Origin of the sequence: Halomonas sp. HMF6819 (genome assembly GCF_044335525.1) — a bacterium.
Lineage (GTDB): Bacteria > Pseudomonadota > Gammaproteobacteria > Pseudomonadales > Halomonadaceae > Vreelandella.
The window spans coordinates 1-26,810 of sequence record NZ_JBIQVY010000001.1 but is presented as its reverse complement, the minus strand read 5'-3'; the positions used below and the strand labels follow the sequence as shown (position 1 = coordinate 26,810).

Genomic DNA, 26,810 nt, shown 5'->3' with positions numbered 1-26,810 from the left:
CGCTTTGCAATCCGGGGTATGTACGAAGCCCTGTACAGTACAAAAAAATTACACGGCAACGTGCAATGAATAATTGGCAGCATTGTACCGTTAGCAAGACGCGGGTGCCATGTTCATTGCGCCGCGCTCGCCCGGCTAACACGCTGAACGCGCCAGGCGGTCAAACCGCAGGTGGCAAAACGCCCCGGCGGGCCGGGGCGTTGACGAGCAAATGGCATCTACTCGGCGTGTTCCGAGTAAAGCCGCTTACTCCTGCAAGCGCAGCGCGATGAACAGCGAGCGGCCATCGCGGTAGAGGCGCACCGGAATGGCGCGGTCGTTGGGCAGCGACTCGACGATGTCTGCAAGCTCCTCGGCAGACCCGACGCTCTTGTGATCGACACTGACAAGGACATCGCCTGACTGAATGCCGGCGTCAGCGGCAACGCTGCCCGCCTCGATCTGGCGCACTTCCACGCCGCCGCTAATGTTCAAACGCTCCTGCAGCTCTTCGCTTACTTCGCCCACGCTCACGCCCAAACGGGTTTGATCGTTGCTGCCATTCGCGGCGCTTGCCTGCTCGGACTCCGGCCAGCTCCCCAGTTGAACGGTCTGTTCGATCTCTTCACCGTCGCGGATGACCGCCAGCGACACGTCGTTTCCCGGAGAAACGCGGCCGATCAGACGCGGTAAAGCGCTGGACCGATCCACCTCTTCACCGTTGACGCCAACGATTACGTCTCCGGCCTGAAGGCCGCCTTCCGCCGCCGGGCCTTCCGGGTCCAGATCCGCGACGAGCGCGCCGATAGCATCGTCCATGCCAAAGGATTCGGCCAGATCGCGGGAGACGGGCTGAATCATGACGCCCAGCCAGCCTCGGTTGACGTGGCCTTCCTCACGCAACTGGTCGGCCACGTCCATCGCCACGTTGATCGGAATAGCGAAGGAGAGGCCCATGAAGCCACCGCTGCGGGTGAAAATTTGGGAGTTGATGCCGATGACCTCGCCTTCGAGATTGAAAAGTGGCCCGCCAGAGTTGCCCGGGTTGATCGCGACATCGGTTTGAATGAAAGGCACGTAGGCATCGCGCGGCAGCGTACGATTGATCGCGCTGACGATACCCGCGGTCACCGAGTGGTCGAACCCAAAAGGCGATCCGATGGCCGCTACCCACTCGCCAACCTGAAGCTCGTCGGAGTCGCCCAGATTGAGTACCGGCAGGTTGTTGGCGTCGATTTTCAAAAGCGCCACATCGGTTTGCTGGTCGCTGCCGATCAGCTCGGCGGAAAGCTCACGTCGGTCGTTCAAACGCACGAGAATTTCGTCCGCATCCTGCACCACATGAGCGTTGGTCAGCACGTAACCATCGGCGCTAATCACGAAACCGGAGCCCAGAGACTGGCGCTCTTCGCTGCGACCGCGCCCCTGCTCTCCAGGCGGTGTCGGGAAGCTGTCGCCGAAGAAGTGGCGGAAAATCTCGGGAATGTCCTGACCGCCAAAGCCGCGCATCTCGGCGCCGCTTCGCTGGACCGTTCGACTGGTTGAAATGTTGACCACGCCCGGGGCAGCGTCTTCGACCAGCGCGGTAAAATCGGGGAGGTTCTGCGCGTAGGCCGATTGGCCCATTATCAGTAGCGCCGTCATGCATAGCCAAAGCGAGTAGGAAACAACCGAACGCCTCATGGGATAAAGCTCCTCGTTCAAACAGCAATCACACTTGGGAAGGGATTCGGCTCATCGAGCCATCAAGCAGATTAAAGACTCACCGCCGTAAAAAACGTTCCATTTGCATGCTAACCGCTTTACCGCGTCTCGAAATAGGCTGGGCGATACATAAATGTCGGGCGCAGGCGTACGTTTAGCCGTGGGCAGGGGTAGATGCGCCGAACTCGATAGACTGCACGATGCGGCGCACCTGCCCTGCCGGCAGCTCACCGATCGCTACGAGCTGCCAGCGCTTGCCTTCGATATCGACCAACTCAATCGCGATGCCTGACACCCCTAACGTATACGCGCCCGCTTCGAGGGCCTGGTCACCCGCCGGCGCGGCAAATACGCTCACCGACGAAAGACCGTCGCTGTAGAAGCGCTGCGCCATGGGATTGCTGCTGGTGATTTGCGCCGGTTGCGCCACAAAGCCTTCGGGAAGCCAGTTGACGTCCCAGTCCGGGTCCGTCAGTGAGCCGCCTTGCTCGGTCATGAGGGGGCCTTCATAAAGCGACGGCGATTGAAGCTGGGTCATCTGAAAGGTTTCGACCACGCGGGACTGCGTATCGCTCAGCTCGTGCTTGAGCAACAGGCCGGTCTCCTCGTCGACCCACCAGGTGTGGGCGTAGCGATTGTCATCGTGTGGCTCGAAACGCAGCCTGGAAGCCACACGTCCCGCAACCCGTTCTTCGTTTTCGAGCGATACATCGTAGTAAGTTTCGACGTGTTCGGCCCAAGCACGGGGTGTGATCGAGATATCGAAATCGCTTTCGCCGGGAAGTGCCCAAGCCAGCTTGCCGGCCTGAGAGCGGCGCTCGACGCTAATGGAAGGGCCATCCAGATGTTGCACGACCTGCTGGCGCACCCCGTCCTGAACGCGATGCGAAAGCGCCAGCGTTCGTACACCGATACTGTTGATGGAAACCGCGCGGGCCTGATATTCATAGCAGTGGCTTGCCAGCATCGTGCGGATAAGCCACTCGTCGATGGAATTCGGCGTCCGGGTTAAAATCGGGGTGGAGCAGGTCTGGCGATTCTCTTCTGATGGGGGCGGAGTGGGCGATCGATCGATGTCGCTACTTGCCTGAGCGGTCGATGAAAGCGAAAGCACTGCTACCGTCACTGCGCATAGCGCCCCTTTTTTAAACCACGGCGTTGCATCACACCTCACGATCATTCCCCACCCTCAACTCGCTATCGATATTGATGCTTTATAAACAGCTGGTCATGCTAATCGCTCAGCGCTGACCGAGCGGCTCTACGATGGACGATGAGCGCATGAGCGGCATCCAGCTGTCACCGCTACCCGCGGCGGCGCCTTGGGCGTGCTGCTCGAGGTAGGACTGGAGCAGGTTGATTTGATCGGCGTCAATAGCACTGGTAGGGGCAGAGAACGTTTGAGCCGCGTTGGACACCGCTGGCGTCGAAGCGCCAAAGCCGGATTCGCTCACGTTCATAAAACCACTGCGACCGGACTGACCGTTCACACGAAACGCGGTTGGCTCGAACATGGGAACGTCAGAAGACGCCACCGCGTTGGCACCACCCAAGCTTGCCGGCTGCACCTGAGCAGCAGCGTTTGAAGACGCCGCGGCCAAATCGCTGGCTCCCTGAGTGCCGGTCGACACACCGCCATCGCTATTCAAAAACTGCACGCCGGTAACGACCATCAATGACACCGCAGCGGCCACGCTTGCGCCACGAGCAAACGAAACGCGGGCGGGCTTTGCAAGAGTTCCAACGCTAGACTTCTCATGCTGCGCGTCGAGATGCGGCGCCGGCTCGCGCTCAAGCTGTGCCATTATGCCGGCGGAGAGGTCAAGGCTCACGTCAACCGAGCGCTCGCGCTGCATCATACTGCGGGCCAAATGGTAGCGGCGCCAGGATTCGGCAGCGCCCGCTTCTTCGGGCAGTGACTTGAGCACGCGGCGAAGCTCCAGCTCTTCGCTTTCGCCATCCATCAATGCCGACAGTGATTCCCGTGTATTCAAACTCATACTTACACCCTCACGCTGTGTTTAAAAACGTCTCGAGCCACAGTTATTGGTATGGCCGCGAGCGTATTCACAGGCCAACATTTGAGTTTTGTGCGCCCAGCCAAGGCTTTATCGATCGCTCGATCAACCTGACGGCGCGCCATACTTGCTAGTTACTGCTGGCTAATCTGGTCACGCACTATGACGCCGTTGACCGCTGACAGTTCACAAAAAAGTGAAATTGCTTACGGGATTTTCTCTCAGCCTGCGCCAGCTGACGTTTAGTCGTCGCGGCTATTACGCGAGGTGCTGACCAGGGGACGAATATGTTCATCCACCGCCTCACGCGCGCGAAAAATGCGCGAACGCACCGTGCCCACCGGGCACTGCATGACCTGGGCAATATCTTCGTAGGCAAGCCCATCGAGCTCGCGAAGCGTAATGGCGGTGCGAAGATCGTCCGGCAGACGCTCGATCGCCTCGAATACAGCTGCTTCGAGCTGATCCCGTGCGATCGAAGCTTCGGGCGACTCACTGTCCGCCAGCCGGCCGCTCTGATCGAGCATTTCGGCGTCGACGATATCCAGATCGCTGCCAGGCGGACGGCGGCCGCGGGAAACGAGATGGTTTTTCGCCGTGTTGATCGCGATACGATACATCCACGTATAAAAAGCGCTTTCCGAGCGAAACTTGCCAAGCGCCCTATACGCTTTGATGAATGCCTCCTGAGCGACATCCTGTACCTCGGCGTGGTCGTGAACGTAGCGACCGATCAGCCCGATAATCTTGTGCTGGTATTTTTTCACCAGCAGATCAAAAGCGCGTAAATCACCTTTTTGGGCACGTTCAACCAGCTGCTGGTCCGTTTCACGAGTGCCCATTCACACTCTCCCCCGGCTCGAACGCTTAACGTCGACCCTTGATACCTTTCGCCCTCCGAGGCGGGCTTTAACAGCATGCAACATAGCGTCCCTTGGGCAAATTAAATAAATCTTTGACCGTAAACAAACTGACTGGCCAAGGACGTCACTCGTACCGAGCGGTTTATAATACGGCCCGCCGAACGACTCGAACAGAGTTGCCCGTATCAATTGCGGCCTGACCTTACCGACCCTATCGTCGGTTTTTTCTCTTGACCACCTATCCTACTGGAGGTCGAGGCGTTACTGCTCTGTGCAGGTGCACTAAGCACGTAGTGTTACGCGTTATCTGCCGTGCATCAAGCATATTGCCACGCGCGACAAATCCATGAGCAGACACCGCCGGTTAACGCCGGGTTCCGTAACAATTGATTTTTACGCTCTCAACGCGCCATAGTAGTGCCCAATTTTACCCAGGCGAATACGTACAGGAAGCACCATGTCCGATCAGCAAGTGAGTAACTTAAACGTTCTGGCTCAGGATGTCTTGACGACGCCGGACGCGTTGAAAACCGCCGTCCCGTTGACCGAGAAAGCCGAAAAAACCGTCATCGAGGGCCGCCAGGTCATCCAGAACATTCTGGATGGCAAGGACCCGCGCCTTCTCATGGTGGTAGGCCCCTGCTCCATTCACGACGTGGACGCCGCCCTCGATTACGCCAAAAAGCTTCGCGCCCTCGCCGACGAGGTCAGCGATTCGCTCTACATCGTCATGCGCGTTTACTTCGAGAAGCCGCGTACCACGGTCGGCTGGAAGGGCTTGATCAACGACCCTCACCTGAACGACTCCTTCGAGATCGACGAAGGGCTTCACATCGCCCGCAAACTGCTGGTGGAGCTTGCGGAACTCGGCCTGCCGCTGGCCACCGAGGCGCTGGATCCGATTTCACCGCAGTATCTGCAGGACTGCATCAGCTGGTCGGCGATCGGCGCGCGCACCACCGAGTCACAGACGCATCGCGAAATGGCCTCCGGCCTCTCCTGCCCGGTCGGCTTCAAAAACGGCACCGACGGAAGCCTGGATGTCGCCATGAACGCGCTCGAGTCGGTGGCCAACCCGCACAACTTCCTCGGTATCAACCAAGCAGGCCAAGTCGCGATCATTCGCACCCGCGGCAACGCCTACGGCCACGTGGTGCTGCGCGGCGGTAACGGCAAACCCAACTACGATAGCGTCAGCGTCGCCCTTGCCGAGAAGGAACTGGCCAAGGCCAAGCTCTCAGCCAATATCATGATCGACTGCTCTCACGCCAACTCCAACAAGGATGCCGCGCTGCAGCCGCTGGTACTGGAAAACGTCACCCACCAGATCCTCGAAGGCAACACCTCGATCATGGGCCTGATGGTCGAATCCAACCTGGGCTGGGGTAACCAAAAGCTCACGGCGGATACCAGCCAGCTCACCTACGGCGTGTCGATCACCGACGCCTGCATCGACTGGGATACCACGGTGGAAGCGTTCAAAAAGATGAACGACAAGCTCGTCCCGGTGCTTGCCAAGCGCAAATAGCGCGCCGCTAACGTGATGCCACGAAAAAACGCCCTGCGAGCAATCGCAGGGCGTTTTTTGTACGGCTTTTATCGACAAACCTTATGCCAACCCTCGTGGCGTCAAGCGCTGATCTCGCGGCGAAACGGCGGCAGCGCGTCCAGCAGCGCCTGGCCGTAGCGGCGGGTGATCACTCGCCGGTCCAAAAGCGTGATCACGCCCTGGTCGCTCTCCTTGCGAATCAGCCGGCCGCAGGCCTGGACCAGCTTGATCGAGGCGTCCGGCACGCTGATGCGCATGAACGGATTGCCGCCCTGGCTTTCGATCCACTCGGCAAGTGTCGCTCCCACCGGGTCGTCCGGTACCGCGAAGGGCAGCCTGGTAATGACCACGTGCGTCAAATACTGGCCGGGTAGATCGATGCCCTCGGCAAAGCTTGCCAGGCCAAAGATGATGCTGCCCTCGCGCCGGTCCACCGCTGCGCGGTGGCGTTCGATCAGCTCGGGCTTGGGCAGCGCGTCCTGGGCCAGCACGCGCTCGCGGGTCTTTTCCGTCAGCGCCTTTTCGACCGCTCTGAGCTGGGCGCGCGAGGAGAACAGTACCAGGGCCGCCTCGCGCTCGCCGAGCGACTCGACGAAGGTAACGATGGCGCGCTCGTGGGCATCACGGTCGCCCGGATCCACCGCCTCCGGCGGCACTCTCAGCACCGCGTTGGCGTAGTCGAAGGGGCTTGGCAGCGCCTGGTAGCGGTAGCGATTGGCCAGCCCCGCGCGCTCCTGAAGGCGCTCGAAGCGCCCAAGCGCGGTCAGCGTGGCCGAGGTCACTACCGCGCCGTGGCAGCGCCCCCACAGGTGTTTGGCCAGCGTATGCGCCGCGGATACTGGACTTGCGGAAAACTCGATCTCCGGCTCGCTGCCAGCGCGGCTCAGGGTGACCCAGCGCGCGCTTGGCACGGCTCCGGGCGGGTCCTGCTCGCTCATGCTTTGCCACAGCGCATGGGCGTCCAGGCTTCGCCCGTGTAGCAGCGCCACCAGCGGCAGCCAGCTTTCCGCCTGCTCACGCTCGAGGCCCGTTTGCTTATCCGGGTCCAGGGTTTCGCGCAGAATGTCGCTGATGCTCTCGAGCGCCCGCGAGAGGGTCGCGAACTGGGTGACCAGCTGACTCGCCTGCTCTCTGAGCGCCTCGGGCAGTTGCCCCTTCTCGAAGCGAAACTGGTGCAGAGACTCATCGTCCTTGAGCCCGCGATCCCGCCCGGCGAGCTGGTGGCCCAGGCTGAACACGTCGCCCAGTGCCGGTTCGAGCCCGCGTAAGAGTTCGGGAAGCCCTGCCAGAAGCCGCGCAATGGTGGGCTGACCGCCCAGCCCCGTATTCAACTCGCCAAGGCTCGACTTCAGCGTGCCCAGCCAGCGTAGGCAAGCGTTGACCGCAAAGCGGTGGGCAAAGTGGGAAAGCGCCTTGTCCGGCAGGTGGTGGCCCTCGTCGAACACGAAGATGCACTCTGCCGGGTCCGGCAGAATCGCCCCGCCGCCGAGTGCCAAATCCGCCAGTACCAGGTCGTGATTGGCGACGATGATATCAGCGTTTTCGAGCTCGCGACGCGAACGAAAAAAGGCGCAGGCGCCAAAGTGGCCGCAGCGCCGGCCGGTGCACTGGCGATGATCGACGGTCAAGCGCCGCCAGTGGCTGTCGTCGATCGACGCCGGCCAGTTGTCGCGGTCGCCCTCCCAAGTGCCGCTGCCGTAGGATTCCGCCATATCGGTGGCCAGCACGGTAAACTCGCTGCCCTGCTCGGCCAGCGACTGCTCGAACAACGAATGGGTCGGGTTGGGTTCGACGCCTTCCAGCGCCTGGTCCAGGCGCGCCACGCAGACGTAGCGCCCCCGCCCCTTGGCCAAAGCGTACTTGAACGACAGCCCGCTGTGACGAGAGAGCGCCGGCAGGTCCTGGTTGAGCACCTGCTCCTGAAGGGCGACCGTAGCGGTCGAGACGATCAGGCGCTTGCCGCGCGCCTTGGCAACCGGCAGCGCCGAAATCAGATAGGCCAGCGTCTTGCCAGTACCGGTGCCCGCTTCCAGCACGCACACGTGCTGGTCGCTGACGCGCTTGCCCTCGTCATCGACCTCGATATCGCCCAGAGTACGGGCGATTTCGGCGATCATCAACCGCTGGCCGTAGCGCGGCGTCAGCGACAGCTCCTCAACCACCTGACGGTAGGCCGTTTGGATACTCGCCTTGAGCTCGTTATCCAGCATCTCGCTTACAGCATGCCTTCCGGCGGGTGCTCGCAGGGCAGCTTATCGTTGATGTAGCGCTCGATTTCCGGCAGTGAGAACGCATCCTCTTCACCGACGAAGCTGATCGACACGCCCTTGGCGCCGGCGCGACCGGTACGCCCGATCCGGTGAACGTAGTCCTCCGGGTCTTCCGGTAGCGTGTAGTTGATCACGTGGCTGACGTCTTCGATGTGGATACCGCGCCCAGCAACGTCAGTGGCGACCAGCACCTGGATCGAGCCTTCGCGAAACTCTTCCAGCGTCTGGATTCGCTGACCCTGGGGCACGTCGCCTGAAAGCATCGCCACGCTCACACCCGCTTTTCTCAGCGCGGAATCGAGCTTGCGCACCAGGTCGCGGCGGTTGCCGAACACCATGACGCGCTCGAAGCTCTCCTGCTCGAGCAGTTTGACCAGCAGGCGCTGCTTGTCATCGTCGGACACAAGGTAGACCCGCTGATCGATGTCCGCCTGGTTCTCGACGGTGACTTCGATCTCGACGTGGGCCGGCGTCTGCGTCCACTGGCTGGCAAGGTTCAGAATGTCGTCGGTGAAGGTGGCCGAGAACAAAAACGTCTGGCGCTCCTCCTTCTTCGGCGTGTAGCGGATGATGCGTTTGACGTCGGGAATGAAGCCCATCGAGAGCATGCGATCGGCCTCGTCGAGCACCAATACTTCGACCTCGGAGAGATCAACATCACGCTTTTGATGAAAGTCCAAAAGCCGACCGGGCGTGGCCACGAGAATGTCGACGTTTTTGGTCAACGCCTCGCGCTGGGCCTGATACTCCATGCCGCCCACGACGCTGGCAACGCCAAGGTCGGTGAAGCGCGAAAGCGCCTTGGCGTCTTTTTCGATCTGCAGCGCAAGCTCGCGGGTAGGCGCGATGATCAGCGCGCGCGGCGCTCCGGGCTTTTGCCCGTTCGGGGCCGGCTCTTCCAGAAAGTAGGCGAGCACCGACATCAAAAACGCGGCGGTCTTGCCGGTACCGGTTTGCGCCTTGCCGACGATGTCGCCACCCAATAGCGTCTGGCGCAGGGCCTCGGCCTGAATGGGGGTGCAGTACTCGAATCCCTGGGCGTGGATGGCGCGCATCAACGGCAGCGGCAAATCGAAGTCATGAAAGCGCCACTTGCCGGCCACGGCGGGCACCTGAAACTGGCGTAAATCCCAGCCGGATTGACGGCGGCGCGGCTTGCGGCGACGACGTTTGGGCTTGCGGTTCTGGGCCGATGCTGTGGTCTGTTCCGACTCGCTCATAGGCTTTCTATCTGTCCATTACGGTGGATGTTGGCATCACGACGCGCGTAGTGTATCACAGGGCGCGCCAATTAGAGCGGTGCACGGTGTGCCCGAAACGCTTGCCTGTTAGAATGGCGACCAAATCGATCAAGGAGCGCGACATGACGCGTAAGAAAAAAACCCGCTCGCTGGCGGATAAGGTCACCATTCGTACCGGCCGGCGCAAGGACTATAAAAAGTGGCGCAAGGAGAACCCGGATCAGGTCGCACCCTCGCGGCGTTTCGTGGCTAAAAAGCAGCAGCAGCGCAAGCTCCAGGCGGTACGCAAGCTCGCTCGCGAGCAAAGCGGCCAGCCCATCGAGATTCATCCCGAGCGAAAGGACGACCCCACGCCGGGAGACAACGCCTGATGCGCCTGGTCTCGTTCAACATCAACGGCATTCGCGCCCGCCTGCACCAGCTCCAAGCGCTGATCGACACTCAAGAGCCCGACGTCATCGGCCTGCAGGAAACCAAGGTGCAGGACAGCGAGTTTCCGATCAAAGATGTCGAAGCGATGGGCTATCACGTTTTTTATTACGGTCAAAAAGGCCATTACGGCGTGGCCCTGCTGACTCGCCAAAAGCCGCAGTCCGTGGTCTATGGCTTTCCCGATGATGAGGAAGACGCTCAGCGGCGCATGATTGGGGTCACGCTCGCCTGCGAAGACGGTGAGCCGATCACGGTGTATAACGGCTATTTTCCCCAAGGCGAAAACGTCTCTCACCCGACGAAGTTTCCCCATAAGGAGCGCTTCTACCAGCAGCTTTCACGCCTGCTCGACACGTGCCACCAGCCGAGCGAGCGCCTGGCCATCATGGGCGACTTCAATATTTCCCCTGAAGATCAGGACATCGGTATCGGCGAGCCGGCCCGCAAGCGCTGGCTGCGCGAGGGCAAAACCAGCTTTCAGCCGGTGGAGCGCGAGTGGCTGGAAGGCATCAAGGCGTGGGGATTGGCGGACAGCTACCGGGTTTGCCATCCAAATGACGACGAGCGCTTTAGCTGGTTCGACTACCGCTCGAAAGGCTTTGACCGCGAGCCCAAACGCGGGCTGCGTATCGACTACATCCTGACCACGAACGCCCTGGCTGACAAAGCGAGAGGCGCCGGTATCGATTACGACCTGCGCGCCATGGAGCGGCCTTCCGATCACGCCCCGACCTGGAGCGATTTCGCGCTGACCCTCGCCCCCTGACGCTGCGCTGGCGCGCTTAGTGCAGGCTTGCAAGCCAGGCGTCGACCTCGTCGTCGCCAAGTGCTTGGGCCCGCTGCCAGGCACGCTCGGCCCGCGCCTCGTCGTCCCAGGCGTAGGCGAGCTGGCCATAGCGGCGCCAGTGTTCGCTTTTATCGCTTTGCTCGGCAAGCGCTTGCCACGCATCGAGCGCCCGTTCACGATCCTTCGCCTGACTCCAGGCCGAAGCCACGCGGCGAAGCGTGGCTTCACTGCGCGCCAGGCGCTCGCCGTCAAGCGCTGCCTGGAGATGCTCGGCGGCTCGCGCAGGCGTTCCGCCGGCCAGATGCAGCTGGATCAGCGTCTCGAAATCCTCGTCGCTTTCGAATTTCCCCAGCTGCCAAGCGGTTTCCCAAAGCCCGGCGGCCACGCCCGCCTGCCCCGCCTGCTGGGCGAGACCCGCGGCCTGGCGCCATTCGTCGCTACTACTCTGCTCATTCAGACCCTCGAGCAGCCAGCCAAGCGCCTGCTCGCCTTGGCCTGCCCGACGCATCACGTTCAGCGCCAGCGCCTGCCGCGCTTCGGTTTCGGGCTCGCTCTGCTCCAGAAGCGGCGTCAGGTGCTCGGCGGCGGCGTCCCACTGATCGTCGTCGGCCAGCAGCCGCACCAGCTGCCAACTCATGTCGTCGTCACTGCCATTGGCTAGCCACTGCTCGTAGAGCGCAATGGCTTGAGCGCGCTGCCCGGCGGCGCGGCGCAGCTGCGCCTCTTCGCGAAGCCAACGGCTGGCCTGCTCGGCGCCAACGCTCAAGCGCGCCCGGGCGCTGGCCAGCCGGTCGGCGGCAGCGCCGGCATCACCCTGGCGCGATAGCGCGCCGGCTGCCAGCTGATAGTAGAGCGCGCTCGCCCACTGATCCGAGCGGTTTCCACTTTCGAGTCGCTCGGCTTGGCGAAGCGCGCGCTCGGCGACGCTTTCGAGCGCCTGCTCGCTCTCGGCGCCGGCAAGCGAGCCCTGCAGCGCGTTGAGGTCGCGAATGATATCGCCGGAGAGCGGCGCGTCGGCTTGGGCCGCTGCGACCCAGCCGCTAAAGAGTAAAAGCGCTAAACGTTTCATGGCTTGGCTACCTCAGCTGGAAGTCGATGCGCTGGGTGGCGCGGCGTAGCTGCTGGCTGGGCGGAAATTGCCAGCTGGCAATGGCATCTCGCGCGGAGTCTTCGAACACGCGCCGCGGCTGCGCGTTAATCACCTGAATGGAGCCGGCATCCACACTGCCATCGCGACGAATGACGAAACTCACTTCAACAAACCCTTCCATATTGCGGCGCAGTGCACGGTTCGGGTAGACCGGATCCGTTTTACTGGTTGCCGCGATTTGCCCTACGCTCACCGGCTCATTGGAAACCGGCGCTTGCGGCGCGGGTGCTGGCGCAGCCTGGGCCGGAGCCGGTGACGGAGAAGGTGAAGGCGCCGGCTGGGGTGACGGCGTCGGTGCCGGCTGCGGCGCGGGTTCTGGCGTTGGCTCCGGCTCGGGGGTCGGCTCAGGCACCGGCTCCGGCGTCACCTCGGTCAGTTCCGGCAAGTCACTGTCGAGCTCGACGGGTTCGACCGGCTCGTCGGGAAGCTCCACTTCCGGAAGCGTAATGGCGCTATCCGCGCTCGCCAGCGGCTCCGGCGTGGGCATCGGCGGCGGCTGGAAAGCGGTTGGCGGCGGTGCATCCGCCGGCGCCGGCGCTTCCGGCTCCGGCGCGACCTCGGGGGCTTCGACCATGTTCATGCTCATGGTTATCTCCGGCTCGTCCAGGGGCTGGTCCGGTGGTGTGACCAGAATGGCCAGACACCAGAAAAGCCCGACCGCCAGCGCCGTGCCCGCCAAAAGCGATAGCAGGCGACGAATCATTGCGCGCCCCGACTCGCGGCGACGGCCACCTGCTCCACTCCCGCCTGCTGCAGCCGATCCATGACTTCGATCAAAAGCCCGGTGGTGGCGTCACGATCGGCCTGAATCACAACGGAGCCGTCGGCGCTCAAAAGCCCCGACACTTCTTGGCCGACGCTGTGAACGTCCACCGGGCGTCCGTCGACCCACACGGCCCCTTCCGGCGTGACCGCGACCAGCACCTGGGCATCCGGACGCGGGCTCGCCGAGCTCGACTCGGGGCGCTCGATCTCGATACCGCTTTCATTGATGAAACTGGTGGTGACGATAAAGAAAATCAGCATGATGAACACTACATCCAGCATCGGCGTCAGGTTGACGTCGGCGCTATCCGAAGCGTTATCGGCTGAATGACGTCTACGCATCGTTATTCTCCAGGGCACGCGCCAATCGATCGTGAAGCCGCTGATCCTCGCGACGGATCACGTGTTCCAAGCGACTAATGAATAAAAGGCCTACAACGGCAATGGCCATCCCCGTGAGGGTGGGAAGCGTTGCCCGCGCCACGCCGTCGGCCATCGCGCGGGCCTGCTGGGTGTCGCTATAGGTCAGGCTATCGAATACCGAGATCATGCCGGTGACGGTGCCCAAAAGCCCAAGCAACGGGCAGAGGGCGACGAGCAGCTTGAGCCAGGGCAGGGGCCGGCGTAGCCGGCGAACCAGCGCATCGGACCAGACCTGGCGCAGCGTGCGCGCGCTCCAACTACGGTGATCCTCGCGCGCGGTCCAGCGCTTGATCAGCTGCCGCCGAGCCCGCCGCCAAGTGACGCGGTAGTACCACCAGCGCTCGATCGCCATGGCGAACACCGCAATCGCGACGACGGCAAGCACCACCAGCACTACCCCGCCCGCTTCGACCAGCCGCTCGACGGGCTCGAGCCAAAGAGGAAGCGTCGGCATTTAGCTCACCACTTGGCCGTGACGGGCGGACTGCGCTTCCAGATGATCGGCAAGCGTCGCGCTTGCTTCGCCTTCGATAACCTGGGTCAGGTAGCGGCTACGACTCGATAGCGCGGTTTGTGCGAACAAAAGCGGCACCGCCGTCACCAGCCCCAGCACCGTGGTCACCAGCGCCTGGCTGATACCGCCGGCCATCAGCTGCGGGTCGCCGGTGCCGAATACGGTGATAGCCTGGAAGGTAACGATCATGCCGGACACGGTACCCAAAAGCCCGAGTAGCGGCGCAATCGCGGCGAGCAGCTTGACCATTGGCTGGCCGCGTTCGATCCGCGGAAGCTCTGCCAGCACCGCTTCGTCCAGACGCGCTTCCAGCGCTTCCGGCGTTTGGTGCTTGTCCATGTTCTTGAAGCGATACAGCACGCGACCCAGGGGGTTATTGTCCTTGAGGGTATCCAGCGAGCGGCGCTGGCGGCTTACGCGAGCGCTGACGACCCACAGGTAGAGATACTGCGCCAGCGCGACCAAAAGCCCGATCACCCCGAGCACGACAATCACGTAGCCCACATAGCCGCCCTGCTGAAAGCGCTCCCAAAGCGTTGGCTGCTGCGTCAGCGCCGTAAGCACGCTGCCCTGGGATGGGTCGATGGCAAACTCTCGGCTTTCGCCGCGATAATACTCGCCCAGTACGCGCTCGATTTCGTCGGGCGTGCGCGGCAGTGCCGACACCGAACCGTCCTCGTCGCTGACGCGCAAAAGCGCCGTGTCGGTGAAAGCGGCAAAATCCCCGAGCCGCACGACATCGCGCTCTTCGATGTTGCCATTGGCATCGGCGACCGGCAGGCGAACGCGCTCGGCCCGACCCGAGGCAACGCTGAGCTCGGCGAGACTATCGACCACGCGCTCGAGCTGGACGCGCTCCAATACGTCGACACTGTCCAGTCGCGGGGGTAGCTCAGCGGTGCCCAGCGTCAAAAGGCTTTGCGCGCCCAACTCGTTGCGTACTTCATCGCTTTGGCGGGAAAGCGTCGAGAGCAGCGAGGAGAGTTCTTCGCCCTGCTCTCCCTGGCGGCTGGCGAGCTCGTTGCCACGCTCGGTTTGCGCCTCTCGCTGCTCGGTCAGCGCATCCTGGCGTGCCTGTGCTTCGGCGTTAGCAACGCGGGCATCCTCAAGCGCTTGCTCAAGCGCCTCCTGATCGTTTAAAAAGCCTTCCAACCGAGCCTGGTCCCGCGCTTCGGCGGCTTCGCGTGCTTCGCTTAACGATGAGAGGCTCGTTTGCGCAAGCGCCGGTGTCACCAGTAGGCAGCCCAGAACGAAGGCGCCCAACGCACGCCGGCGTTTTGGTGTTGATACGTTCATGACGGGTTTTCCTGCTCGGCGGTGATCGATAGCGGTAGGTAGAGAAGCTCCGGGGTGCGCTGATCGTCGGCAATGCGTAAGGCGTTGCGCACTTCGCGACGGCCGTGCTCGTCAAGCGGCTGCCACTGGGCGCTCTCGGCGTCCCAAAGCGCCCCCTCACGCCCATCCGGCGTCAGGTAGTAGTAGCCAATACGCCCGACCCGCAAATAGTCGACCTCGCGAGCGCTCCCTTCTTCAAGCGACAGCCGTCCGCGCCAGTGATCGATCGCGCGGCCGTACTCGAGCTCTACCCGCCAGGTTTCCAGCAGCTGTTCGATGCGCTCGGCGCTACTGGCCCCCTGAAGATTCTCTAAACGCGCAAGGCGTTCGTCGAGAAGAAATGGAAGATCGTTTTCGATGAACGCCGTGAGCTGCTCGGTCATGTCCTGCTCGATCACGGGAAGCGCCGCGCGCGTTTCGCTAACGGTATCCAGCGCGCTGCCAAGCGTCTGTTGACGCTCGGCTTCTTCTGCCAAGCGTGCGGCGAGAGCAGCATTGGACGCTTCGAGCGAGCGGGTTTCACGCTCCAGCTCTCTAAGCTCTTCCAGGGCAGTGCGCGTCTGCTCGTCAGCGGCGTCGATTTGTTGCTGAAGAGCCGACTGCTGTTGCTGGGCCTCAACGCCTTGAGCGGCCTGGTCAAGCGTTTCATCGCCTGCGATCGCGTGAGCACTTACCAATACGCAGGCGCTCCAACCTCCCAGCGAGCTAAAAAAGAGCCTTTTCAGCACGATCCATCTCCGTTGCGGTTAAACGACAGCCTAGGCTGCCACGCCATGTGTTCGTTAAAGATAATAACGATTTACGTCTATCTACCGGTTGCATAGCGTAACACTAATAAAATAAATGACAATATTTATCATTAACATTCAGCCGCGATAAGGCATTGCAGACGTCGGCAAATTGTAAAGTCAATATCGGGAGCAAAGCTTTCAACAGCGTTGAAATGACTCGATCAAGCGCGGGGCAACGTAAAGAAATGGTATCAGGCGAGAATACAGCGAAAGCTTTGTCACAAAAGCAAAAAAGCAAAGCGCCGGCCGAAGCCGACGCTTTATATGGACCCTGACCGCAAACGCGATTCGGATCGGCAACGGATACCGAAATATCCGTTACGTTACGAGTGGCTTAGTTCCACTCGTCCAGTTCTACACGACGGTTCTGAGCACGACCTGCGTCGGTGTCATTGGTCGCGATCGGACGCTCTTCACCGTAACCCACAGCGCGCATGTCGCTGGCCGGAACGCCACGCTGGTTCAGGTAACGAGCGACGGACTCGGCACGCTCCTGAGACAGCTGCATGTTGTACTGATTAGAACCAACAGAGTCGGTGTGACCGGCGATGCTGACGCGAACGCCTTGATTGCTAACCAGACGCTCGGCAACGCCGTTCAGAACCTGCTCGGCTCCAGGCGTCAGACGTGCGGAATCGAACTCAAAGTTAACGTTTTGCAGTACAACGCTCTCTTCACAGCCCAATGCGTTGACTTCTACACCGGCCGGAGTGTTCGGGCACTGGTCACGGTAGTCCGGAACGCCGTCGTTATCGGAGTCCAGCGGGCAGCCTACAGCGTCAACCTGTACGCCGGCCGGAGTACCCGGGCACTGGTCGCGGTAGTCCGGAACACCGTCGTTATCGGAATCCAGCGGGCAGCCTTGCGCGTCAGTGGCAACGCCAGCCGGCACTTCGCCGTAAGTCGGGCACTGCGGAGCGACCGGCTCGGGCGTACGGTCGGCACACAGCAGAGCGCCGATGGCCGCACCGGCGGCAGCGCCAGTAGCAGCGCCGCTTTCTTCGTCAGAACGGCCGCTAACGCCGTAGCCGATACCGCCACCGATCAAGCCACCAGCCAGACCACAAACGGCCGGATGCTGGTACCAGCTACGATCGCTGCTGGCGCTGGCTTGACCTGAGGATTGGGAAGCAGAGCTGGCACACCCGGAAAGGCCTACTACCAAAGCCGACCCGATGAGCAAGCCTGTCGTTGATTTTTTCATGCAAGACTCCTTCTTGATCCAATGCTAACGAGGTCAATTAACCACGTTGGTCCAATGCTTCTTATATAACGAGAGCATCCGTTTTTTCGTTTGATCGGTGTGTCACAAGCCAAGGCTCACTTACCCGATCGATTCGCCAATCGTCCCCTACCCTTAAGGCAAGCTGGATGGCATCAATGCCTTGATATCAACTTCTTGCCAATATCGGCATATCTAGCATAGCAAAACTCTTGTAACCGACGCCAAGAAAAGTACGCTAACTTCCAAGGCGCGTCTATAGAGGCGTTTTGCTCAATTAGTGCAGTGCAGAGCGACCCTTGGCGCGCCAATCAAGTACCGCTTGCGCCGCTTTCAATACGTCCGGGCGCATTTCGGCTTCCACCTCGAGCCGTTCTTTATCTTCTTGCATGCGTTCACGCGGCATGAGCTGCTTTCTGGCCGAATGCGTCTTAAGATGGCGCGTTCGGTTATATACATCGGCAAACGCCTGAAATTCTTTACGTTCAGTAAGGCTTGGATCGACTATTTCGAGCAGCACTTTACAGCGCCAGCTGCCTTCGGTGATATCGACCTGCTCCTGCACCAAGGCGCTTGCAACGTAGTCGAGATTTTCGAGGCTGTTTTGTTGGGCGCGCAGATCCTCTTCAACACGAAAGGCCTCACGCCGTTTGACCTCTTTACGCAGTGATATGGCGTAAACACCCAAGCCAATCACAACGCCTACGCCCACGAGTAGCAGTATTAACGCCCAAAGAGAGTTCATGCGCCAGTCCTGTCAGGCCGTATGCGCTCATCGCTCGATAGTTTATACATGCCTTTGCCTTTATCGAATCAATATTTATGCGGAAATTGTACACTCTATATAGCTGATTTGCCCAATGTTATCGAGAAATTAGTTCAACGCAGCGGCTTCCCCCGTCTACCTCTTTTAGCTGACGCCAGTGCCACCAGGCCATACAGAAACTTGCCGAGAGCAGCACGGCCCCAGCGGTATGCAGTAGCGCCAGCCAAAGTGGCAGCCACATCAATACGTTCGCAGCGCCCAGCGCCGCCTGAACAAGGTAGGCGCCAACGGTCAGTCCAAGCACGCCGCGAAGCGAAGCGAATTGCCTGTACCGGCAAAAAAGTGTCACCAGAGCAAGCCCTAAAAGCAGCGCACCGAATCGGTGGATGAACTGAATGGCGGTGCGCGCGTCTGCGTGTAGCTGACCGTGCAGATAGTTCGGCCCCACCGTTTGCGTTAAATGTAGCGCTTCGCTGAAATCCATCGGCGGCCACCACTGAGCATTGCAGGCAGGGACGCCCTGGCAGGCGAGCCCGGCATAGTTGCTGGTGACCCAGCCGCCGAGTGCAAGTTGCAGCACCAAAAGCAACGCGGCGAGTGCCCAAAGCGGGTTGCCTGCTCGACGACCTAAAGGCGTTTGCAGTTGACTTCGACGAACGCGTAGATAAAGCCATAGGAACAGCATAAGCACGCTGATACCGCCTAAAAGGTGAAGCGTCACCACCTGCGGCCATAGTTTGAGCGTGACGGTGAACGCGCCGAAGGCGCCTTGAAGCGCAACGACACCCAGCAGCACGATGCTCAAGTACCAGGGATAGTCTTCAAGGTGACGAAGCGCGTGGCCCAGCAATACGATCGTCACGACCATCGCTCCCAAAAGCGTGGCCATATAGCGATGAATCATTTCCATCCACGCCTTGGCAGGCTCCAGCGGCGAATCGGGATGCTTGAGTACGGCGTGTTCACTATCCGGCACCAGCAGGCGCCCATAGCAGCCGGGCCAGTCCGGGCATCCAAGGCCAGCATCGACCAGCCGAGTCCAGGCGCCAAGAAGAATCACGCAGGCTGTTAGAAGCACCCCTGCTAGCGTGAGATAACCAAGCCATTTCAACCGTTTCTCCATGGCGTACTGCATACTGTTTCCTTACCGTCGGCCCGGCTCTTCAAGATACGCGCGCCTTGCAATAGAACGTTTGAAATAGAACTGCCTAGTTGGCCAAGAGCTCATTATCGGTATTGCCTCATCGCAGTGTAAAAGACGCGCTTTTGCCTTTACGCGTGGCGGCGCGACCTTCGCGACGCTCGCTCATTTACCCACTGCCGACCTTACCTCTGGAGCGTTACGTACAGGCGATATCGCCCGTTGGCTAAATTGCGCGACGATGGGCGCCACTATCCGCTATAGTTTGGCGAGTCAGGGTAGCACTATCGCGCCGTAGGCAAGATGGTTTGTATCCAATCAAAAAATTCCTGAGGAGTTATTTAATGTTTCAACGCTGCACCCTCTTGTCCGCCTCATTAATAGCCGCCGTGCTGACCGGCCTTTCCGGCTGTACGACCTACACTTGGCCTGACGGCTCAAAGGAAACCGTGATCGGTGTCGTACCGGAAGACGAAAATCAGCGCTTCGAGGAACAGCGAGCCGAAGGAGCACGTTATCGCGTCCCGGGTGTCGCCTCCGAGCCCCCGCAGTAGGAACTCTTTCATGTCACTCGACACCATGACGCTAGAAGCGCTTGCAAACGAGACGGCGCCGGCAGCCACTTATCGTATCGAGATTCATGCATTGGATAGCAGCTGGTACATGGTTCGCCTTCACAGTCGAGAAGGCGTGCTAATGCTAGTGGATGAGAACCAACGTGCGGTGCGCTATACCGGCCCGCAATGGATAAGCCGGGCACTAAGGCCGCTTGGCTTCACCGACGCCGTTTTAACACACTCCGATGTCTTCGATGAAATGATCGGCGCTCCAACCCAAACCGTTTCACCAGAAGAGCGTCTGGCTTTTGGTACGCGCGTTGCGCTGCAAACCTGACCTGCACTTATAAAACGAGTGACGCTCACTCAACACCGCACCCTTTCAAAATGACCCGCTCCAGAAAAGCGCTGATATCGGCAATCTCAGTGTTACTCAAGCACTCACATCCAAGAATGGCATTCACCTGAGCGCCATATTCGGCGTAGTGCTGAGTCGACGACCAGATCAGAAATATCAGATAGCGCGGGTCGATATTGTCCATTTTTCCCATTGCCGACCAGGCTTTCATCACGGCGGCGCGGCTTTCGACCCAGGCTCTGAGCTCACCTTCCAGGTAATGCTGGAGAAACGGCGCCCCGGCCAAAATTTCCGCCGCGAACAGGCGCGAGCCCTCCGGGTAGCGCTGACCGAGCTCAATTTTGGTGCGAATAAAGCGGCCCAACACTTCGCGCGGGTCGGATTGCGGGGTGATATCGTCGAGCACCGCGTTCCAGCGGGTCATCATCCTGCTCAATAGCTTGAGATAGAGCGCCTGCTTGTTTCCCATGTAATAAAGAACGTTGGCCTTGGGAAGGCCGGCGCGGTCGGCAATGGCCTGCAGGCTCGCGCCCCGGTAACCGTGCAGTGCGAAAACGCACTCGGCCGCGTCCAGAATGGTCTTTTCCTGGGCCTCACGGCCGCTTCTCTCCTTCAGGGGTTGCCGGGGGCTTTTCATAGGTTTCCTTGAGCGTTGAACAGCAGTGGCGCCGCCTTAAAAAACCGCTCGAGCGCACTAAAAATGCGCACTCAAGCACCGTTTGAGGGCGCCCAACAAAGTCTTGCACATCGATTTATTTTAACCCAAGCTCTAGCGTATTGACCGATTGGTCAGAACAAAAAAGAGGGATGATCATGGCAAGCGTCGAGTTTTTACTCAACGGGGTGTTGAAACGCTGTGATGTAGCGCCGGATACCAGCGCTCTCAACCTGCTGCGCGATACGCTTGGGTACACCGGCACCAAAGAAGGCTGCGCCTCCGGCGACTGCGGCGCCTGTACTGTTGCTCTGCGCGACGCAAGCGCCCCGGATGCGGCCTTTACCAGCGTGAACGCCTGCATTACGCCGGCGCATCAGCTGCAAAACAAACTTTTAGTGACCGTCGAAGGACTCGAGACGCCTGAAGGATTACATCCCGCTCAGGAGACCATGATCGAGTGCCATGCCAGCCAGTGCGGCTTTTGCACGCCAGGCATCGTCATGTCGCTTTTTACCCTCTATCAGGGAAATGCGTTCAAAGCGCCGTTTAGCCATCAGGTACTGGAAGAAGCATTGGGGGGGAATCTCTGCCGCTGCACCGGCTACCGCCCGATTCGCGACGCGGCACTTCAGATGCAAACCATGCGCTGGCAGCCGCCGGTCTGGCTCAGTGCCATAAATCCTATCGAACACTCGACGCCCCCCAGCGAGTGCGAAGAAGAAGCATCCTTTTTTAAAAGCCCCGCTTCGCTCGAGGCGCTGCTGGACCTGCGCGCGCATCATAAAAGCGCGCGGCTCGTAGCCGGCGCCACTGATCTGTGGCTTGAGAGCACCCAGCAACTCAGGTCGCTGGATCAGTTGATCGATGTGACCCGGGTCGACGAGCTACGCCGCATCGAAGCAGCAGAGTACCAGTCCATACCAGGCTGGTGGATCGGCGCGGCGGTGACGTATACCGAGCTTGAAACGCTTTTTGAGCGCCATTTTCCTGCGTTTGCCCACCTGCTCTCCCGGCTGGGCTCTCGCCAGATTCGAAACCGCGGCACTTTGGGCGGTAACGTTGCCAACGCCTCCCCTATCGGCGATACGCCGCCGGTGCTATTGGCCCTGGGGGCGTGGCTCGAGATCGTGGGGCCGAACGGCGCGCGCAGGCTGCCGCTCGAAAGCTTTTTTGTCGACTATAAAAAAACAGACCTGCAGAGCGACGAAGTGATCAGCCGTATTTTCATCCCTTCGCTGACCGAGCACGCGGCGCTGCGCGTCTGGAAGCTCTCCAAACGCCGTGAAGACGATATTTCCGCCGTTCTTGGTGCCTTTCACTATGTCATAGACGGTGGCTTTCTCAGCCAGGTACGCCTTGGCTTTGGCGGCATGGACGCGGTCCCAAAGCGTGCGTTACATGCTGAAGCCGCGCTCGAAGGCCAGCCGGTGACTCAGGCGGGTTTCCAGGCCGCACAGCGGGCGCTGACCGAGGATTTCGCGCCCATGTCAGACGTACGGGGTAGCAGCCACTACCGCCAACAGGCGGCATCCAACCTGCTGGAGCGGCTTTACCTGACGCTTACCGCGCCTACTCAGGAGGTCATGATTCATGCGTACGCTCACTAAGCTCGATGGCGATAGCCGTCACGCTCGGCGCGAACTCGACCATCACATAAAAGGCTCCGGGCCGTTGGCGCGCCACACCGTGGACAGCGACGGGCGACGCCAGGCCGGCTCGTCGAGCCACCACGAAAGCGCTCGCAAGCACGTGACCGGCAAGGCGAGCTACATCGATGATCTCAAGACACCCTCAGATGCGCTGCACGTAGCGCTCGGGCTTTCACCGGCGGCGTTTGGCACACTGACGACACTCGAGCTCGACGCGGTGCGCCAAGCCGAAGGCGTGGTGGACGTGATCACCTTTGCCGACGTGCCGGGCCACACGGATATCGGTCCGGTCTTTCCGGGGGATCCGATTTTCGTCGACCGCGAGGTGAGCTACGCCGGCCAGTGCCTGTTTGCCGTCGCGGCGACCTCCTTTCAGGCAGCGCGGCGCGCGGTGACACTCGCCACTATCGACATCGATGAACGACCAGCCCACCTCGATCCGGTGGCCGCCGTTGAACAAGGTGAACTGGTACGCCCGACCCACGTACAGGAGCGCGGCGATTGGCAGGCAACACTCGAGCGCGCGCAAATGCTCGTTGAAGGCACGCTCTTCGTCGGCGGCCAGGAGCATCTTTATCTCGAAGGACAGGCCTGCGTAGTGCTGCCCACCGAGGACGAAGGCGTTCTGGTCCACACCTCCAACCAGCATCCCAGCGAAACGCAGAAGCTGGTCGCCGAGGTGCTGGGCATTCCCTTTCACGCAGTCACCGTCGAGGTACGCCGTATGGGGGGCGGTTTTGGCGGTAAGGAGACTCAAGCCTCGCCTTGGGCATGCATTGCGGCCATCATCGCGCGGCGCACGGGTCGCGCCACCCGCCTTCGGCTGCCGCGCACCGCCGATATGCAGGCAACCGGCAAGCGCCACCCTTTTCACAACCGTTATAAACTTGCCATCGACGAACGCGGCGTCATTCAGGGCGGCGATATCACCGTGATCGGCGACTGCGGCTACTCGCCGGATCTGTCGGATGCCATCGTCGATCGGGCCATGTTTCACGCCGATAACGCCTATTCGCTGGGTAACGCCCGAGTGACCGGGCACCGGGCGAAAACCCATACGGCGTCCAATACCGCTTTTCGCGGCTTTGGCGGGCCCCAGGGAATGATGGCGATCGAGGCGGCGATGGACGATATCGCCCGCCGAATTGGCGAAGACCCGTTGACCGTTCGCAAACGCAACTTCTACCGCGAGGGCTTTGAGACGACCCACTACGGGCAAAGTGTCGACCAAATCGCCCTGCTGCATACGCTGGTCGAAAAGCTCGAAAAGGATAGCGATTACTGGGCCCGTCGTGATGCCTTGACCGCGTTCAACGCGTCAAGCCCGGTCGTCAAAAAGGGATTGGCACTAACCCCGGTGAAGTTCGGTATCTCATTCACCGCGCAGCACCTGAACCAGGCCGGCGCCCTTTTGCACGTTTACACCGACGGCAGCGTGATGATCAATCACGGCGGCACCGAAATGGGCCAAGGGCTTCACACCAAGATCTGTCAGGTCGTCGCCCGCGAGCTGGGGCTCGATCTCGACGATGTGCGCATCAGCGCCACGCGTACCGACAAAGTCCCCAATACCTCCCCTACAGCGGCGTCAAGCGGCGCGGATTTAAACGGCATGGCGGCACGCAACGCGGCAAGCCGCCTGCGCGAGCGCCTGTTTGATTTCGCCGCCGCCCATTTCGAAGGCGGGCTGGACCGCGAAGGTATGCGCCTGCAAGACGGTGAATTGATCGCCGGGTTTGGCGAAAGTGAATACCGACTCCCTTGGGGCGAGCTAGTTCAAACCGCCTACCTCAACCGGGTATCGCTTTCAGAAAAAGGCTTTTACGCCACGCCGCTGATTCATTACGACCGCGCGACCGGTCAGGGCCGCCCCTTTTACTATTTCGCGTTTGGCGCGGCGGTGTCTGAAGTGAGTGTGGACACGCTAAGTGGAGAGTATCGGGTCGAACGCGTCGACGTGCTCCACGATGTTGGGGACGCGCTCAACCCGGCTATCGATATCGGACAGGTCGAGGGTGGCTTCATTCAGGCCATGGGCTGGCTGACCAGTGAAGAGCTCAAGTGGAGCGACAAGGGCGCGCTTTTAAGCAACAGCGCGGCAACCTACAAGATTCCCACCTTTGGCGATTTGCCGCCAATTTTCAACGTCTCGCTCATGGAAGGCCACCCCAACTCGATGGCGAGTCTGTACCGCTCCAAAGCGGTGGGCGAGCCGCCCTTCATGCTCGGCATCAGCGTCTGGTCGGCGCTGCGCGACGCGCTGTCGAGTCTGACGAACTATCAGCACTCGCCAGCGCTGGACACCCCTGCGACTCCGGAGCGGGTCATGCTGGCCGCTCAGAACATCAGGTCAAAGGCGCTATGAACGGCGCCGCGATTCGCTCCTGGCACGCGGCGCTGCACGACTGCCAGCAAAATGGCGCACCCCACGTGCTGGCCACCCAAGTCACGGCTCAGGGTTCTACCCCTCGTGAACCTGGCGCGCGAATGGTGATCACGTCCGATCATGTCTTTGACACACTGGGCGGCGGCACCTTCGAGTGGCAGACCATTCAGGCCGCGCGGCGCTATTTAAAACAGGACAAAGCAGGCTTTCATCTCGAGGCGTTTTCACTAGGCGGGCGAAGCGGCCAGTGCTGCGGAGGCTTCGTCAACGTTCTGCTGGAGGTGTTTCCGGGTGCGCAAACCCACTTGGCGGTGTTTGGCGCAGGCCATATCGGGCGACACGTTATAGAACTTACTCACCCGCTCGACTGGCAGCGCTACTGGTGCGATAGCCGCCCCGCGACGCTACCTTTGACGCCTGAGTCACCTCGCCTGTCACTGTTGCCCATCGAGAACGTAGGCCAACGCGTTAACGCGCTACCGTCGGACTGTCACGTGCTGGTGATGACCCACAGCCACGATGAGGACTACGCTTTGATCGAGGCACTCATCGAGCGCGATGACATCGCCTCGATCGGCCTGATCGGCTCCGAAAGTAAGTGGTCAAGCTTCAAGGGGAGGCTCCTGCGAGCGGGGTACCCACCTGCGTCTATCGAGCGCGTGCGCAGCCCGATCGGTACGTTCAACGGTGCCAAGCTGAAGAACAAGTCACCCTACGCCATCGCGCTGGCCGCGGTTACCGAGCTTTTATGGCTTACCGACACTTCCCACGATAGCGCCACCCGTGGGCTCGACAGCGCCCCACTGCGCGCGCTTTTTAACGATCATCAATCCCTTTAAGTGACCTGACCGTGACCCAGAATACGTTTATCCGCGCCGAGCTTTTGAGTTTCGCCAAGCCCCCGGGCGCCCAGGACCGCCCCGCTGCGGACAGTGTCGAGCATTTCGCAGACGGCCTTTTATGGCTCAAGGATGGCCTGATACACAAGGTGGGCCATTACGGCTCGCTCGTCCATGAGCTTCCCACGGGTGCCGATATCCTCGACTACAGCGACAAGCTGATCATGCCAGGCTTTATCGATAGCCACGTTCACTACGTCCAGCTCGATATCATGGCCTCCTACGGGCGGCAGCTGCTCGACTGGCTCAACGAGTACACCTTTCCCGAAGAGTGCCGATTTCAAAACGCCGAACACGCCGAGGCGCTTTCACAGGCATTTATAAACGAAATGCTGCGTGCGGGTACAACGACTGCCCAGGTGTTCGGCTCGAGCCACCCGGTCTCCATGAACGCTTTCTTTAATGCCTGTCAGACGCGTGGCTTACGCATGCTCGGCGGCAAGGTGATGATGGATCGTAACGCCGCCGAGGCGCTTCTCGATGGCGAAACCGGCATTCGGGATACTGAACGGCTGATCGCCGACTGGCACGGCAAGGACCGGCTGGGCTATAGCGTTACGCCCCGCTTTGCGCCGACGTCCACCAAAGCGCAGCTGGACGCCGCCGGGGCGATTTTACGCAGCGACCCGACCCTTTGGCTTCAAACGCATCTGGCGGAAAATCGCGGTGAGCTTGCCTGGGTGGCCGAGCTCTTTCCCGACAGTCAGGATTATCTCGCCGTATACGAGCAAGCCGGGCTGGTTGGGCCCAAAAGCACGTTTGCCCACGGCGTTCATCTCGATGACAGTATGCGTGAGCGCTTGGCTGCCCAAGGGGCCAGCATTGCGTTTTGCCCAAGCTCGAATCTGTTTTTAGGCAGCGGCCTTTTTAATCGTGACGCAGCAGAGCGCGCGGGTATGGCGTTCACTTACGCAAGCGATATTGGTGCCGGCACCGACTTGACCGGCTTTGCTACGCTTAAAAGCGCTTATCAGGTAGGCCAACTCAACAACCAGCCACTCACCGCGTGGCAGGGCTTTTATGGCCTGACCCACGGAAACGCCAAAACGCTTTCGCTTGATCATGCGATTGGCCAGCTAAAGCCCGGTCTCGAGGCAGACTTCGTTGTGGTTGACCCAAACGCTACCGAACTATTGAGCCGCCGCATTCATCGCTGTAGTACGTTAGGCGAGCGCCTTTTCGCACTGATGATGCTGGCAGACGACCGCGCCATTTTCGAAACCTGGGCGAACGGCGAGTGCCAGCACAGCCGGGATGGGTTGTTGTAGGAGCTGGCATTAGCCAGAGACTTGGCGCAACGCTCCGCCGGTTTAAATGGCAGGCACGGTGGCAGATCCAACCCCGGGCGGCTGT

At 60.6% G+C, this 26,810-nt stretch carries 25 protein-coding genes; 9 read left to right on the top strand and 16 right to left on the bottom strand.

Annotated features, from left to right (window positions below; genetic code table 11):
• Positions 1-246: 246 nt before the first annotated feature.
• The 4 genes from ACGLWX_RS00125 to rpoE form a co-directional block, all read right to left on the bottom strand.
• A complete protein-coding gene (locus ACGLWX_RS00125; protein WP_396236348.1) occupies positions 247-1,662 on the bottom strand; it encodes a DegQ family serine endoprotease in 1,416 nt (471 codons plus the stop codon).
• Positions 1,663-1,837: 175 nt separating this feature from the next.
• On the bottom strand, positions 1,838-2,809 hold the full coding sequence (locus tag ACGLWX_RS00120; RefSeq protein WP_396236346.1) for a MucB/RseB C-terminal domain-containing protein: 972 nt from the start codon (positions 2,807-2,809) through the stop codon (positions 1,838-1,840).
• Between the two features lie 115 nt (positions 2,810-2,924).
• On the bottom strand, positions 2,925-3,683 hold the full coding sequence (locus ACGLWX_RS00115) for a sigma-E factor negative regulatory protein (RefSeq protein WP_396236344.1): 759 nt from the start codon (positions 3,681-3,683) through the stop codon (positions 2,925-2,927).
• 260 nt (positions 3,684-3,943) lie between these two features.
• Entirely contained in the window at positions 3,944-4,543 is a 600-nt protein-coding gene (gene rpoE / locus ACGLWX_RS00110; protein WP_252108544.1) for an RNA polymerase sigma factor RpoE, read from the bottom strand.
• Between the two features lie 478 nt (positions 4,544-5,021).
• Here rpoE and ACGLWX_RS00105 point away from each other — a divergent pair, with 478 nt between their 5' ends.
• A complete protein-coding gene (locus ACGLWX_RS00105) occupies positions 5,022-6,092 on the top strand; it encodes a 3-deoxy-7-phosphoheptulonate synthase (protein WP_396236342.1) in 1,071 nt (356 codons plus the stop codon).
• A 101-nt stretch (positions 6,093-6,193) separates the two neighbouring features.
• Here ACGLWX_RS00105 and dinG read toward each other — a convergent pair whose 3' ends face one another.
• On the bottom strand, positions 6,194-8,323 hold the full coding sequence (dinG, locus tag ACGLWX_RS00100) for an ATP-dependent DNA helicase DinG (protein ID WP_396236340.1): 2,130 nt from the start codon (positions 8,321-8,323) through the stop codon (positions 6,194-6,196).
• 5 nt (positions 8,324-8,328) lie between these two features.
• Positions 8,329-9,603, bottom strand: coding sequence for an ATP-dependent RNA helicase RhlB (rhlB, locus tag ACGLWX_RS00095; RefSeq protein ID WP_396236338.1), 1,275 nt, complete (start codon positions 9,601-9,603; stop codon positions 8,329-8,331).
• A 143-nt stretch (positions 9,604-9,746) separates the two neighbouring features.
• On the opposite strand from rhlB, the gene ACGLWX_RS00090 reads away from it, so the two are divergent.
• Both ACGLWX_RS00090 and xthA read left to right on the top strand, forming a co-directional pair.
• Entirely contained in the window at positions 9,747-9,995 is a 249-nt protein-coding gene (locus tag ACGLWX_RS00090) for a hypothetical protein (RefSeq protein ID WP_396236336.1), read from the top strand.
• The gene (xthA, locus tag ACGLWX_RS00085; RefSeq protein WP_396236334.1) at positions 9,995-10,822 is read left to right on the top strand and encodes an exodeoxyribonuclease III; all 828 of its coding nucleotides are present in this window, start codon (positions 9,995-9,997) and stop codon (positions 10,820-10,822) included. The genes ACGLWX_RS00090 and xthA overlap by 1 nt, the downstream gene beginning before the upstream one ends.
• 16 nt (positions 10,823-10,838) lie before the next feature.
• On the opposite strand, the gene ACGLWX_RS00080 is transcribed toward xthA, so the two are convergent.
• From ACGLWX_RS00080 to ACGLWX_RS00040, 9 genes are all read right to left on the bottom strand, one after another.
• Positions 10,839-11,912, bottom strand: coding sequence for a hypothetical protein (locus ACGLWX_RS00080; protein WP_396236332.1), 1,074 nt, complete (start codon positions 11,910-11,912; stop codon positions 10,839-10,841).
• Positions 11,913-11,919: 7 nt separating this feature from the next.
• On the bottom strand, positions 11,920-12,696 hold the full coding sequence (locus ACGLWX_RS00075; RefSeq protein WP_396236330.1) for an energy transducer TonB: 777 nt from the start codon (positions 12,694-12,696) through the stop codon (positions 11,920-11,922).
• Positions 12,693-13,100, bottom strand: coding sequence for a biopolymer transporter ExbD (locus ACGLWX_RS00070; protein ID WP_252108530.1), 408 nt, complete (start codon positions 13,098-13,100; stop codon positions 12,693-12,695). Before ACGLWX_RS00070 ends, ACGLWX_RS00075 begins: the two co-directional genes overlap by 4 nt.
• Positions 13,093-13,635, bottom strand: a complete 543-nt coding sequence (locus ACGLWX_RS00065; protein WP_396236328.1) for a MotA/TolQ/ExbB proton channel family protein — start codon at positions 13,633-13,635, stop codon at positions 13,093-13,095. The genes ACGLWX_RS00070 and ACGLWX_RS00065 overlap by 8 nt, the downstream gene beginning before the upstream one ends.
• Positions 13,636-14,991, bottom strand: coding sequence for a MotA/TolQ/ExbB proton channel family protein (locus tag ACGLWX_RS00060; protein ID WP_396236326.1), 1,356 nt, complete (start codon positions 14,989-14,991; stop codon positions 13,636-13,638).
• Complete coding sequence (locus ACGLWX_RS00055) at positions 14,988-15,758, bottom strand: DUF3450 domain-containing protein (protein ID WP_396236324.1); 771 nt, start codon at positions 15,756-15,758, stop codon at positions 14,988-14,990. The genes ACGLWX_RS00060 and ACGLWX_RS00055 overlap by 4 nt, the downstream gene beginning before the upstream one ends.
• 397 nt (positions 15,759-16,155) lie before the next feature.
• The gene (locus tag ACGLWX_RS00050) at positions 16,156-17,025 is read right to left on the bottom strand and encodes an OmpA family protein (protein ID WP_396236322.1); all 870 of its coding nucleotides are present in this window, start codon (positions 17,023-17,025) and stop codon (positions 16,156-16,158) included.
• Between the two features lie 295 nt (positions 17,026-17,320).
• Entirely contained in the window at positions 17,321-17,788 is a 468-nt protein-coding gene (locus tag ACGLWX_RS00045; RefSeq protein WP_396236321.1) for a DUF2489 domain-containing protein, read from the bottom strand.
• Positions 17,789-17,906: 118 nt separating this feature from the next.
• Positions 17,907-18,944, bottom strand: coding sequence for a heme A synthase (locus ACGLWX_RS00040; protein WP_396236319.1), 1,038 nt, complete (start codon positions 18,942-18,944; stop codon positions 17,907-17,909).
• Positions 18,945-19,294: 350 nt separating this feature from the next.
• Between ACGLWX_RS00040 and ACGLWX_RS00035 the strand changes: the two genes are divergently transcribed.
• A complete protein-coding gene (locus ACGLWX_RS00035; protein WP_396236317.1) occupies positions 19,295-19,504 on the top strand; it encodes a hypothetical protein in 210 nt (69 codons plus the stop codon).
• Between the two features lie 10 nt (positions 19,505-19,514).
• Positions 19,515-19,844 carry a DUF6482 family protein gene (locus ACGLWX_RS00030; protein ID WP_396236315.1) on the top strand — a complete coding sequence of 110 codons (330 nt, stop codon included), beginning with the start codon at positions 19,515-19,517 and terminating at the stop codon, positions 19,842-19,844.
• Between the two features lie 25 nt (positions 19,845-19,869).
• Here ACGLWX_RS00030 and ACGLWX_RS00025 read toward each other — a convergent pair whose 3' ends face one another.
• Complete coding sequence (locus ACGLWX_RS00025) at positions 19,870-20,502, bottom strand: TetR family transcriptional regulator C-terminal domain-containing protein (RefSeq protein WP_396236313.1); 633 nt, start codon at positions 20,500-20,502, stop codon at positions 19,870-19,872.
• Positions 20,503-20,678: 176 nt separating this feature from the next.
• Between ACGLWX_RS00025 and xdhA the strand changes: the two genes are divergently transcribed.
• Genes xdhA through guaD form a run of 4 tightly spaced genes read left to right on the top strand, consistent with a single transcriptional unit; the run spans position 20,679 to position 26,725 of the window.
• Complete coding sequence (gene xdhA, locus ACGLWX_RS00020; protein WP_396236311.1) at positions 20,679-22,130, top strand: xanthine dehydrogenase small subunit; 1,452 nt, start codon at positions 20,679-20,681, stop codon at positions 22,128-22,130.
• Positions 22,114-24,537 carry a xanthine dehydrogenase molybdopterin binding subunit gene (xdhB, locus tag ACGLWX_RS00015; protein ID WP_396236309.1) on the top strand — a complete coding sequence of 808 codons (2,424 nt, stop codon included), beginning with the start codon at positions 22,114-22,116 and terminating at the stop codon, positions 24,535-24,537. Before xdhA ends, xdhB begins: the two co-directional genes overlap by 17 nt.
• Positions 24,534-25,397, top strand: coding sequence for a xanthine dehydrogenase accessory protein XdhC (gene xdhC / locus ACGLWX_RS00010; RefSeq protein ID WP_396236307.1), 864 nt, complete (start codon positions 24,534-24,536; stop codon positions 25,395-25,397). Before xdhB ends, xdhC begins: the two co-directional genes overlap by 4 nt.
• Positions 25,398-25,402: 5 nt before the next feature.
• Entirely contained in the window at positions 25,403-26,725 is a 1,323-nt protein-coding gene (gene guaD, locus ACGLWX_RS00005) for a guanine deaminase (RefSeq protein ID WP_396238134.1), read from the top strand.
• Positions 26,726-26,810 lie beyond the last annotated feature (85 nt).